Below are 11964 nucleotides of genomic sequence, written 5' to 3'. Positions count from 1 at the left end.
GCAGGCGGCGCCTGCGGCCGCCTGCCATGACCGCGACCGCGTCAGCCCCCGCTGACCGGCTTGAAGTGCTGCGGCTTCGACCGCGGCGCCACCTTGGCGGCGGTGGCGCCCGGCGCCGGCGGCAGGTTGTCGATCATCGCGCGGCCGATCTTCGCGTGCGCCTCGACCGCCGGGTGCGTCGCGCCGTAGTTCTCCGGGTCGCCCAGGCCCTCGGCGAACATCGCGTACGTCAGCAGCGGCACGCCGTTCGCGTCGAACATGATGCCGACCTCGTGCCTCGACTCCCCGAGGTCGTTGAAGTCGGCGCCGTACTTCGTCGCGACGCGCTCACGCTCCAGCGACGACATCACCCGGCGGACGCCGTCGTGGTAGCCGCTGAGGCCCCGGGTCACCCGGAGCATGAAGTCGCACGAGGCCGGCGACAGCAGCGTCTTGTTCGCCAGACGCCACAGCAGGTCGTGCATCTCGCGCGGGGTGGTCACACCCAGATAGAAGCGGTTCGGGTTCGCCACCGGGATGACGCGGGTCTGCACGAACCCCTTGGCCGCGAGGATCTCGTTGATCTCCAGCGCCGGGACGAGCCGGCCGCACAGGCGCACGGCGGTGTTGTCCGAGACCAGGAGCATCGCGGTCAGGAACCCGGCCACGGTGAGGTCGTCGCCGTAGGTGCCCTGCAGGAAGTAGATGCCCGACCCGCTCAGGATGATGTCGCCCTGCAGGTCGAGCTTGGTGCCCATGGTGAGCTCGCCCCGGTCGACCTTGTCGAGCACCGCGGTCGCCACGGCCAGCTTCTGCACGCTGTATCCGTACGTGACGTGGTCGGCGTCGTCCTCGACGAACGGCGTGATCACGCCGTTCGCGTCCACCGCCGCCATGTGGGTGTGCCACATGCCGCCGACCTTCACCTTCTCCTTCTCGTACACCTTCTTGATACGCGCGGGCCCCGACACGGCAGCTTCCGCGGGCGAGCTCACGCCGACCGCCGCCGCCGCGGCAGCGGCTGCGCCAAGGCCGAGCGCGGAACGGCGGGAAAGATTGACTGACATCGTGCTCCCTTTGTGGACGGACAAGCCAGGCGCAAGGTACAACAGCCCCGCTCATGGCTCGCCCGGCCGCGTTGCCGCTCAGCGACCGTAGATGGCAGGTTTGGTGATCGCGCTCATGCCGCCGCCGACAACAGAAATCGGAGCTGAGGCCGGCCCAGCCCGGCCGGCCTCAGCGGGCTCAGCCGATCGGGTTCCAGCCGTCGGTGCCGGCCAGGTATCTCTCGCGGGTGAAGTTCGCCGCATCGGCCGGGTCGAGCTGGGGGCGGCTCTCGCTGACCGCGGCGCCCGGGCCGGTGTTGCGGTACTCGAAGAACCGGGCCTGCTGCCAGGGGAATCCGCTCATGTCGGTCCACGGCGGGTCGGCGATCTGCGGGCCGAGCCAGGAGTCCCGGATGACCACCTGGGCGATGGCCCGCACGTCGCCGCCCGGATGCCACGGCCGGCCCAGGTGGACACTGCCGGCGGCGGCGTCGCTGGTGAACCGGCTGTGCGTGAACAGGAAGCCGTACGGGTTGTCGTCGCTGGTGCTGGCGGCGGTGGTCCAGCCGTTGTTGGCCGGCGTGCCCCGGTCGCTGGAGAAGATCTCGCAGCCGTCGAAGACCGCGGTGCCCCGGCCGTAGATGAAGTCGACGTCGCCCTCGATGTAGCAGTCGTGCAGGTAGGTGCGGCTCACCCGGTCACGGTTGGGGCTGTCCGCCTTGTAGGTGTCCTGGTCGGCGACGAACCGGGTGCGGTCGAAGATCGCCCGATCGCCGACCGTGCGAACGGCGAGGGCCTGACTCGGCGTGACCGACTCGTCGTAGGAGTTCGCCAGCGTCAGGTTCCGCACCGTCACGTCGTCGCCCAGCGTGGTGAACGTCGGGCTGCCGGCCGATCCGTACGTGCCGCCGTAGAACTTCTCGCCACCGGCCGGCAGGTCGTAGGTGATCACCACGTCGGACGGGCTCCGGCCGGCGCCGACGAGGGTCACCCCGGCCATGTCCTCCCAGACGCGGACGACCTCGCGGTAGACGCCCGGCTTGAGCACGATGACCCGGGGGTGCGCGCCCAGCGCGCCCATCAGACTGCCGTAGTCGCCGCTGCCGTCCAGCGCCACCGTGACGACCCGGGCCGGGCGCCGGTGCGCGGCCGGTTGCGGTCCCGCTCCGGCACGCACGATCGCCGGCACCTGGCCGGCCGGATCCATGGCGTACGGATAGAAAGCGGCCGGATCGAAGGCGGCGCCGGCGGTGTCCCGTCGGCCGCTCGATCCGACGAAGACGTTGCCGTTCTGCACCAGCTCCGAGGCGGCGTCCTTGGCCACCAGCGGATCGTTGACGTGGTCGAAGTAACTGTTCTGGACGACCACCTTCGCCGCGTTGCGGCTCATCGTGCCGTACTGGCCGACGTCCTGCAGGTAGTTGTTGTAGAGGTGCGCGGCGGCGGCGTTGTCGATGCTCCAGTTGCGCTGGAACGTGTTGCGGATCCAGTTGTGGTGGGCGGTCACGTGGGTGATCACGTTGGTGGTCCAGCCCAGGCCGAGCGCCTTGTTGGTGTCGGCGATGACGTTCCACGACACGGTGACGAAGTCGCAGTCCTTGCGGGTGTCGATCGCGCCGTCGCCGACCCGCTCGATCCGGTTGTGGTCGATCCAGATGTGGTGCGACGTGTCGATCCGGATGCCGTCGTTGTCGTTCGTCGACTCCTTGCCGTCCCAGTCGCCCGGCACGTAGGAGTCGCGGATGGTCAGGTTGCGCACGATGACGTTGTGCTGCTGGTTGAGGTAGAAACCGCCGCCGACGATCTCCGCGCCCGGGCCGGCGCCGACGATCGTCTTGTCCGACCCCACCTTGATCATGTCGCCGAACGGGGTCACGACGATCGACCCGCGCACCCGGACGACCAGCGGCTCGGCCGCGGCGGCGTACGTCCTCAGGTCGTCGAGGGTGGTCGCGGTGACCACCCGCCCACCGGCGCCACCGGTGGTGGTGGCGAGGCCGTCGCCGGCGACGGCCGCGAAGCCGTCGACGGTGGCCGCCCTTTCCGAGCCGGCGGCCGGGAAAGCGGGGACGAGGATGGTGGCAGCGGCAACCGCGACCACGAGCAGGCGTGGCCCGATCATGATGCACTCCCCGCGCCGTATTCGAGTGCGCCGATGTCGGGGGCACCGTTGTAGAGAGCGCCGCCGGCGTAGTCGATGCCGCCGTTGCCGCTGATCGCGAGGCCGGTGTTGATGGCCGGCGAGCCGGCGGTCAGCGCGTAGGCCAGCGCCGTCTTCAGTTGCGGTCCGCTCGCCGCGGTGCCGTACGGACCGGTCACCCCCGGGTTGACGAACTTCGGATCGCCCGTCTTCGCGCTGGTGTCGGTCGACGGGATGGTCAGCGTGCCCGCGTAGAGGTTGTTCTGGTACGTGATCGTGCTGCTCGCCGTGAGCACAGCGTTGGCCTTGGTGGAGTGGTAGATGTTGTTACGGATCGTGTACTTCGCGGCCAGCGAGGAGCCGTAGCCGTACGTCAGATAGCCGCTGACGTTGTTGTAAATGGTGTTGTTGTAGATGTCGGCGGTCGCGGCCTTGTCCGAGTGCAGGTAGATCGGGTAGCGGGTGTTGCTCTTGAGCACGTTGTACCGCACGATCACGCTGCCGAACGCGAACTGGCAGAGCAGGATGCCGTCGCCGTTGTCGTGCACGAAGTTGTACTGGACCAGGATGTTGGTGGTGGCCTTGTCCGGGTCGATGCCGTTGTAGTCGGCGCCGCCGGCCTTCTTGGACGTCTGGTAGATCTCGTTGTGCTCCACCGTGACGTTGTCGGCGAAGTACGCCTCGATGCCCGACGTGCCGGCCTTGTAGACGGTGTTCCCGGTGACCAGTGCGCCCCGGACGTCGGTGAGATAGACACCGTTGCAGCCGTACGCGGTGTTCGCCTGGGAGATGTAGTTGTTCCGGATCACCACGTTGGTGTGCGGCCGGAAGTTCGCGTCGCTCGCCGACGCCCGGTTGCCCCAGCCGGTCGCGGTGGCCCCCGCGGCGTCACCGCTGTACTGCTTGACGACGATCCCGGCGAACGACGTGTCGGAGATCGTCGAGTTCTGCACCACGAGATCGTTGAGGATGGTCGGCGTACTGCCCGGGGCGGTGATCGAGGCGACGGTCGTGTCGAAGACGATGCCGCCGGTCTTCTTCGAGTTGTCCCAGCCGGTCTGGAAGGTGACGCCCGGCGCGTTGCCCGCGGTGTCCCCGCCGATCCAGTTGACCTGGCCGGTCACGTCGTGCACGTAGACGTTGTCGACGTACAGGTGACTGAGGGTGGTGCCGTTGTCGCCGTCGATGTGGATGCCGCGCAGGTCCTTGAGGTTCGCGCCGGCGGTACCGGTGGCCGGTGCCGTGTTGGTGACCTCCAGGTTGCGGACCTCCCAGTACTGCTGGTTGTGCAGTTTCACGGTCGAGCCGACCGTCCCGGCCCCGTCGATCCGCGGGCGCGCGCCGGTGCCGTAGGACGAGAGAACGATCGGGCTACCGGCCGCGCCCGAGCCCTTCGGCCAGACGTAGCCGGACCACACCTGCCCGGCCTTCAGCAGGATCTGATCGCCCGCCTTGAAGGTCGTCACGGTGAGCTTGCCCAGCGACTTCCAGGGCGCCGCCGAGCTGGTGCCGGCATTCGCGTCGTTCCCGCCGGTGGCGTCCAGGTAGTAGGTCGTCCCGGTGGCCGCGAAACCCGGTGTGGCCGCCGCGGACACGGCGAGGACGCCGGCGGCCACCACTACGGCGGCCAGCGCACCCCATCGTCGACTGTTCACGATCGTGCTCCTTTCACGGAAAGGCGCGCGCCGGCGCCGGCCGTCACCAGTCCCGGGACGGTCCGGGCCGGGTCGATGCGGGTGTGCAGGGTGGGGGTCCAGCCGACGTCGGGGCTCAGGTCCGGGTCGTTCGCGGCGTTGTACGCGGCGAGAACGTCGGCCGGCCGGCCGTTGACCACGGTGCCGCTCTCGTGGATCGCGGTGCCGCTGGACACCCAGATGATGGTGGCCGCGGTGAACGGCGCGGCCAGCAGGAACGCGTTGTTCTCGGCGTACAGCTTGGACTCGATGCCGACGCCCCACGAGTACAGGTAGCCCGAGCCGGCGGTGGAGCGGTACAGGTTGTTGTAGACGTGCACCTGGCCGAACCGGACCCGCGGGCCACGCTGGACGAGGTTCGTGATCTCGCAGTGGTGCATGGTGACGCGGATCTTGCCCCGGTCGGCGACGACGGTGTCGCCGTTGCCCCACAACATGCCCTTGTCGTGTCCGGAGAACCGGCTCCAGGAGATGGTGACCAGGTCGCTCTGCCGGGCGATGTCGAGCAGGCCGTCGTGGCGCAGCAGGTGCTGCCCGAAGACCAGCGGCTCGGCGGCGTCCGGGTGATCGCCGTCGTCGATGCTCACGTGATCGATCCAGACGTGCGACGTGTGACTGAGCGCCAGGTTGTCCCACTCGGTCTTCCAGGCGTCGCCGTTCCACCCCGGGAAGCAGGTGTACGCGTCGTGCAGCGCCAGGTTGCGCAGGATGACGTTGTGCACCGACTCCAGCTCGATCTGCGCCCCGGTGACGGCCGAGTGCGGCAGTCCGACGATCGTGGTGTTCGACCCGACCAGGATCTTGACGCTTCGGCCCTGGTTGGCGTTGGCGGCCTTGCGGGCGTCCTCCAGCGGGCCGGTCGGCGCGCCGGTCCAGACCGCCGGGTCGTACGCCGCGAGGTAGGCATCGAAGTCCCAGCCGGGGGCGGCGTAATCGGCGCAGTCCAGCGCGTTGCCGGCGGCGTCGACGTTGGCGTCGAAGCGTCCCGCGACGTAGACGATCTTCGGCTCGTCGCCGGCCACGGCCGCGGCCAACTCGTTGCGGTCGCGGACGACGGAGACGTGGCCGGCGGTCGCGGCCGACCCGCCGGTGACACCGCCCTCGGCCGACCCCCAGCCGTCACGGGCGCCGAGCACCTCGCGCCCGATGTCGTGGTGCGGACCTGCGGCTCGCGCCGGAGTGGGTGTGATCGCGCCGGTCAGGACGACGACCGTCGCGATGAGGGCAGGCAGAAGCCGGCTTCGCGCCATCGGCGGAGCCTCACTTTCGATACAGGGAGCGACCGTATTTTGTTACAGACTATTACTAATGTACGCCCAGGAAGTCAAGGACATCGATGGATGCGCTTCCGGGTGCGCCCCGCGTGCGCCTATCCTGCACACCGGTGATCACGAGCTCGGAGAAGGCGGTCGGGGATGGACAGGCCGGCGGTGCTACGCCTCGGGGATCAGACCGTCGCCGAGTACACATGGCGCCCGGACCTGCCCGGCACCACCTCACCGCGCCCCTACCTGCATCCGGTACGGACGATGGCCGGCACCGTGGTCACCGCGCTGAGGCCGACCTCGCACCAGCACCACCTCGGCGTGAGCATCGCGGTGGCGGACATCGACGGCCACAACTTCTGGGGCAGCCGGACGTTCGTCGAGGGCCACGGGCCGGCGTGGCTGCACAACCACGGCACCCAGGAGCACGTCCGCTGGGCGCGGCGCACGCCGGATCAGCTGCGGCACTCGCTGCGGTGGATGTCGATCGACCGCGAGCAGCTGCTGACCGAACGGCGCACCTGGACAGCACGGCCCATCGACTCTGATTCATGGGCTCTGACCTGCGAATTCGCCCTGACCAACAGCACCGGGCGGGCTCTGCGGATGCAGAGTCCGGCCGCCGTCGGCCGGGCCGGGGCAGGCTTCGGGGGATTCTTCTGGCGAGCGCCCTCCGGGCCGGGCGAGTGCCGGGTCGCGGCAGCCTCCGGCGACGGCCTCGAAGCCGTCCACGGCTCCCGATCCTCGTGGCTGACGGTGTCCGCGCCGGTCGGCGACGGGCGATGGTGGACCCTCGTCTTCCTCGCCGCCGACCCGGCGACCCGTGACGACCCGTGGTTCCTGCGCACCCGGGACTACATCGGCGTGGGCTCGTCGCTGTCCTGGGACTCGCCGCTGATGCTTCCGCCGGACACCACGATGACCCGCCGGATCGTCGTCGTCGTGGCGGACGGCGTGCTGCCACCGGGCCGGGCGGCCGCGCTCTCCGCGGAGTTCGGCGCGTGACGATGCCCGATCGCCGCACCGGATCCGGCTTCAGCACTCCGGCCCGGCAGGAGAACATCCGCGCGCACAACCTCGGCCTCATCCTGCAGCGGATCGCCGCGGATGGCGGCCCGGTCTCCCGCATCGACCTGGCCCGCGCCACCGGCCTGGCCCGGCCCACCATCTCCCGCCTGGTCGACGACCTCCTGGCCGGCGGCCTGATCGCCGAGGTCGGCCCCGACCGCTCGCGCAGCGCCGGCCGCCCGCCCATCGGCCTGACCCTGTCCCGGACCGGGCCGGCCGGGCTCGGCCTGGACATCCGCACCGGCAGCCTGGCCGCCTGCATCGTCGACTTCGCCGGCACGGTCCGCCATCTCGAGTTCGCTCCGCGCACCCACCCGGTGACGTCGCCGGAACAGACCATCGACGATCTGGCCGCCATCGCCAAGGACGCCATCCGCCTCGCCGAGGCGCAGGGGCTGACCATCGTCGGCGTCACCCTCGCCACCCCCGGGCCGGTGCAGGACCGCACCCGGGTCCGTTTCGCGCCGGCCATCGGGTGGCGGGACTTCGACGCCGGCTCCCGGCTGCGCGCCGCGCTGGGCTCGGCCGACATGAGCGTCTCCGTCGACAACGAGGCCGGCCTGGCCGCCCTCGCCGAGTGGCACGCGAGCGACAAGGAACTGCGGAACTTCGTGTGCCTCTTCGGTGACTTCGAGCTCGGGGCGGGCATCGTCCTGGACGGCGAGCTGCTGCGCGGCGCCCGGGGCTGGAGCGGTGAGCTCGGGCACGTGACCGTGGAGCCCGACGGCGTGGCCTGTTCCTGCGGCGCCAAGGGCTGCCTGCAGGGATACGCCGGCCTGGCGGCGATCCTCGCGGCCGTGCCCGACGAGGAGAAGAGGTCCGGCGCCACATCGCACCGGACCCCGGCGGTCACCATCGGGGTGCTGGCCGACCGGTCGCCGGAGGTCCGCGCCGCCCTCGCCCGGGCCGGCACCGCGCTCGGGATCTCACTCGCCGCGCTGATCAACCTGGTCGACGTCGACACCGTCCTGCTCGACGGCAGCTACTCGCTGCTCGCGACGTGGCTGACCGAGGAGATCCAGGCCGAGATCCGGGACCGGGTGCTGACCGCCCGGTGGGCCCCGGTCGAGGTGCGGGCCGCCCCGATCGGCCCGGACGCCGCGGTCATCGGCGCCGCCCTCACCGTCATCGAGGACGTACGCCGAGACCCATCCACCTGGATCACCCGCACCGTCAGCTGATCCACGGCCAACCATCGCTACACTTGCTGCAGTTGGAGCAGTTGAAGCAGTTAGGGAGGTCGGTCATGACGGACCTGCTGAGTCGGGATGCCGCAGCCCTTCACCGTGCCCTTGCCGAGCCCGGCAACGAGGTAAGCGTCGAGCTCTCGCGCGAGACAGCCGAACTGATGTCACGGTTGATCGACGCCCAAGCCCGAGGCGAAGACATCGTCGTTTCCCCCGCCAACGCCGAGGTCAGCCCGACCGAAGCGGCGGTGCTGCTGGCGATGTCACGCCCCCAGGTTCGCAAGCTCATGGACCGCGGCCTGCTGACGTCCCGCAAGGTCGGCACTCATCACCGCATCCGGGTGTCCTCGATCAAAGCGTTCCTCGACGCCGAGCGCGGCCGGCGACGGGAAGCGCTAACAGAGCTGGCCGCCATCCAGAACGAGCTGGGCCTGACCGAATGACTCACGCCGCCGACGATGCCGACCTGATCCGAATCGTTCTGGCTGATGCGAATGTCCTCTACTCGCGCGTTCTCCGTGACTATCTGCTCTACGCCGCCGACCAGGAGATCATCGCCATCTCATGGAGTCCGCAGATCCTCGCTGAGGCGACCGAGCACCTCATGAGGAACGTGGAAGGCTTCGACCAAGCCGCTGCCCAACGGCTCACCAACGCGATGAACCGCGCCTTCCCGTTCGCCGAGGTGGAGCCCGCCGAGGAGCATTGGCTGCAGCTTCGCGAGCTGGAGCTGCCCGACGAAGACGACCGGCACGTCCTTGCCGCATCGCTCGCCGCCGAAGCGACCGTCCTGTGCACCTCCAACGTCAAAGACTTCCCGTCAGACGTTGTCGAAGGCCTCGGCTTCGAGGTGCTCACGCCGGACCAGCTTCTCAGCCGGCTGACGGTTGAATACGCAGAACAGATGATCATCACGCACCACACAGCAGTCGCCTCCCCGCCAGCCGGCCGTGACAAGGTGCGGTCGATGCTGAGGATCAGTGGCAGCGGTGCTCGCCGGTGGCGGGGTGGGTGGCGCCCAGGTCGTCGTCGTGGCCGGCGGCGAGGCGCGTCCATTGTGAGGTGGGCCGGCCGTTGAGCCGGAACTGGTCGCCGTCGGTCTGGAAGGTTTGCGGCCAGCCGTCCGGCGAGTCCTCCCAGCCTTCCTGCCGGCCGTAGACGGTCATGTCGAGCAACCCGTACGAGGGCGCCATCGGCTCGACGCCTCGCCCGGCGGTCCAGTAGGTCTCGAACACCCGGTCACCGCTGCGCAAATAACACGCCTTCATCCCGAAGCCGCGCCCCGCGACGAGGGAATCCAGCGACTGCTCGGGAACCGAGTACCAGGGCGCCTGCCAGCCCATGAAGGCGCGGTAGCGCGACGACTCCTCGAACGGCCCCTGGCAGAAGACGGCGAACGTGACGTCGCGCGAGTGCAGGTAGGACAGCTCGAGGACCTGGCCGGTGAAGAACGTGCAACCCTCGCACTGATCAGCGGCCGACCTGCCGGTGTGCCACATGTGGTACGACACGACGAGTTGGGATCTGCCCTCGAAGACCTCGAGCAGAGGGACTGGACCATCGGCACCCACGAGAACAGCGGCCGACCCGACCTCGACCATCGGCAGCCGCCGCCGGGCGGACGCGATGGCGTCACCCTCTCGCGTGTGCTCCTTCTCTCGGCGCCGGAGATCATCGAGCTGCTTCTGCCAGGTCGCGCGGTCGACGACCGGGGGTGACGGATGCGTGGACATGGCCCCTCCTCCGCTGCTTTACTATGACCCTAATAGTTATTGCTATGTCCCAGCAAGCATGGAGATGACGGATGCCGGCTCAGCGGGGCTATCGGCAGGCCTGCGGCATCGCGCGCGGCCTCGACATCGTGGGTGAACGGTGGTCCCTGCTCGTGGTACGCGAGCTGCTGCTCGGACCGAAACGATTCACCGATCTCCAGCAGGCTCTGCCGACCGCAAGCCCGAACGCCCTGTCCGACCGGCTACGCGAACTAAGCGGTGCGGGCGTCGTGAGCCGCAGGCAACTTTCGCCACCAGGCGTCGCACGGGTCTACGAGCTGACCCCGTGGGGACGCGGTCTGGAACCAATCGTGATCGCGCTCGGCACCTGGGCGCTGGGCGCTGCGCGGACGGCGGAGCAACAGTTCGTGAGCGCGGACAGCGCCATGTTGACCATCCGTACCTACTTCGACCCGACCCCGGGACAACCCGCGGCGACCCTGCGGATCGAACTGGACGATCTTGGCCCTGCCGGAATATTCGGCGTCCATCTCACCAGCACCGGCGCCAAGGTCTCCCACGAGCCGCCGCCGGAGCCGGACGCCGTCCTGACCACCACGACGGACGCCCTTCTCACCGCCTTCGGCGACAACGACCTCGATGGGCTTGTAGCCGCCGGCTCCACCATCACCGGCGATCCCGAAGCCGTACGCCGCCTCCTCATGGCCGTCAACGTCCCAGCCCCCGTCGATCAATGTCCGAGCGGAACCTCCCGCCCTGAACAGCGGATCATCGGTCGCCAGTCGCCCGATACATCAAACTCTGACTCCTGAACGCGAGTTGCGTTCCATGCCGGCGACGCGTGTCAGCGTCCGGCCAGCACGACCCGCCGAGCGGGATCAGAACGAGACCATAGTTGGACACGAACCGCCCTCGCGGTCCCCATAACCGCAGTTCAGAAGCCTCGGAAAAGGTCAGGCCGCGGCCAACTGCGGCAGCCGCTGCTCCCACAGGCGGACGAGTTGGCGAGCGGTCAGCCGGCGAATCTTCGGCCAATCCTGTGCCAGCAGGTCCGGGTTCACATACTCAGCGATACAGCCCATGCAACGAGCGATGCCGTACAGCCCAAACCAAGGTCTCCAGGCACGGCCCTGGACCCACCCCACCCAGCTGGGCCACGCATGACAACCGCAACCCACCAGCAAGCAAAAAGCCGCCCTCGAAGGGCGGCCATCGCAACGCGGGGTTTCCGGGGCTCGGCCCCGGAGTAGGCAAGGTGGACCATAGTTGGCAGAATAAGAACCGCATACCCGCAGCTCAGGGCCCAATCGTGACGCTGCCGGCCGTCCGCCGTCGCACAGCCCGACCGTTCACCGCTCAGTCTCCGCGGCTCCGTTGGGCTCGACCAGCAACGGCATCGGAGTGAGGGCACCGTTGCCCACTCCGCAGCGAGCAGTCGATCACCACATCCAGGCCGCGATCAGAAGCAGCACGAAGGCCTGGAGGAAGAGCGGACGAAGACCAGAACGGATCAGGGCGACGGCCGCATCGATCAAGGTTTCGGCGAGACAACCAACGGAACCGTCCTCGGCGCCCGCGCGACCATGGTAGACATCGGGCTCCTCTTATCCGCCATGCAGCGTGACAACGGCGACGCCGAGGAATGGGAACGCTGGCGCCCCGCCGAAACTCGCCGAGGTCGTGCGGCACGCGGTTGATCCTGAGATCCTCAACTTCCGGAACCGGTGACCGATCGGGGACAGGACAGCCTGACGGACAAGCGGAGCGGTAGATGTGGCGATTCCAGGACCTACCCATCGGGAAGAAACTCGGATCGCTGGCCTTCATCGCCGGCACCGTGGTCGCCGTCAGT

The 11964-nt window shown here is 69.0% G+C and carries 11 protein-coding genes; 5 read left to right on the top strand and 6 right to left on the bottom strand.

The window, feature by feature from the left end; genetic code table 11:
* Window positions 1-41: 41 nt before the first annotated feature.
* The 4 genes from Adu01nite_RS38910 to Adu01nite_RS38895 form a co-directional block, all read right to left on the bottom strand.
* Window positions 42-1046 carry a serine hydrolase gene (locus Adu01nite_RS38910; RefSeq protein ID WP_203734348.1) on the bottom strand — a complete coding sequence of 335 codons (1005 nt, stop codon included), beginning with the start codon at window positions 1044-1046 and terminating at the stop codon, window positions 42-44.
* A 178-nt stretch (window positions 1047-1224) separates the two neighbouring features.
* Window positions 1225-3147, bottom strand: coding sequence for a pectinesterase family protein (locus Adu01nite_RS38905; RefSeq protein WP_203734347.1), 1923 nt, complete (start codon window positions 3145-3147; stop codon window positions 1225-1227).
* Window positions 3144-4820, bottom strand: a complete 1677-nt coding sequence (locus Adu01nite_RS38900) for a right-handed parallel beta-helix repeat-containing protein (RefSeq protein WP_203734346.1) — start codon at window positions 4818-4820, stop codon at window positions 3144-3146. Before Adu01nite_RS38900 ends, Adu01nite_RS38905 begins: the two co-directional genes overlap by 4 nt.
* Window positions 4817-6109: a pectate lyase family protein gene (locus Adu01nite_RS38895; protein WP_203734345.1), complete on the bottom strand. Its 1293-nt coding sequence runs from the start codon at window positions 6107-6109 to the stop codon at window positions 4817-4819. The genes Adu01nite_RS38900 and Adu01nite_RS38895 overlap by 4 nt, the downstream gene beginning before the upstream one ends.
* A gap of 165 nt (window positions 6110-6274) precedes the next feature.
* Here Adu01nite_RS38895 and Adu01nite_RS38890 point away from each other — a divergent pair, with 165 nt between their 5' ends.
* The 4 genes from Adu01nite_RS38890 (at window position 6275) to Adu01nite_RS38875 (ending at window position 9457) form a co-directional block, all read left to right on the top strand.
* Window positions 6275-7129, top strand: a complete 855-nt coding sequence (locus Adu01nite_RS38890; RefSeq protein WP_203734344.1) for a DUF6807 domain-containing protein — start codon at window positions 6275-6277, stop codon at window positions 7127-7129.
* A 2-nt stretch (window positions 7130-7131) separates the two neighbouring features.
* The gene (locus tag Adu01nite_RS38885; protein ID WP_203734349.1) at window positions 7132-8373 is read left to right on the top strand and encodes an ROK family transcriptional regulator; all 1242 of its coding nucleotides are present in this window, start codon (window positions 7132-7134) and stop codon (window positions 8371-8373) included.
* 65 nt (window positions 8374-8438) lie between these two features.
* The gene (locus Adu01nite_RS38880; protein WP_203734343.1) at window positions 8439-8822 is read left to right on the top strand and encodes a helix-turn-helix domain-containing protein; all 384 of its coding nucleotides are present in this window, start codon (window positions 8439-8441) and stop codon (window positions 8820-8822) included.
* Window positions 8819-9457: a PIN domain-containing protein gene (locus tag Adu01nite_RS38875; protein ID WP_203734342.1), complete on the top strand. Its 639-nt coding sequence runs from the start codon at window positions 8819-8821 to the stop codon at window positions 9455-9457. Before Adu01nite_RS38880 ends, Adu01nite_RS38875 begins: the two co-directional genes overlap by 4 nt.
* On the opposite strand, the gene Adu01nite_RS38870 is transcribed toward Adu01nite_RS38875, so the two are convergent.
* Window positions 9357-10112, bottom strand: a complete 756-nt coding sequence (locus Adu01nite_RS38870) for a DUF899 family protein (RefSeq protein WP_203734341.1) — start codon at window positions 10110-10112, stop codon at window positions 9357-9359. The two genes, Adu01nite_RS38875 and Adu01nite_RS38870, sit on opposite strands and share 101 nt — an antisense overlap.
* A gap of 71 nt (window positions 10113-10183) precedes the next feature.
* Here Adu01nite_RS38870 and Adu01nite_RS38865 point away from each other — a divergent pair, with 71 nt between their 5' ends.
* A complete protein-coding gene (locus tag Adu01nite_RS38865) occupies window positions 10184-10924 on the top strand; it encodes a winged helix-turn-helix transcriptional regulator (protein WP_203734340.1) in 741 nt (246 codons plus the stop codon).
* A 141-nt stretch (window positions 10925-11065) separates the two neighbouring features.
* Here Adu01nite_RS38865 and Adu01nite_RS48660 read toward each other — a convergent pair whose 3' ends face one another.
* The gene (locus tag Adu01nite_RS48660) at window positions 11066-11194 is read right to left on the bottom strand and encodes a hypothetical protein (protein WP_275414755.1); all 129 of its coding nucleotides are present in this window, start codon (window positions 11192-11194) and stop codon (window positions 11066-11068) included.
* Window positions 11195-11964 lie beyond the last annotated feature (770 nt).

It is taken from the genome of Paractinoplanes durhamensis, assembly GCF_016862175.1.
GTDB classification, from domain to species: Bacteria; Actinomycetota; Actinomycetes; order Mycobacteriales; family Micromonosporaceae; genus Actinoplanes; species Actinoplanes durhamensis.
This window is presented reverse-complemented; position numbering and strand designations above follow the sequence as displayed.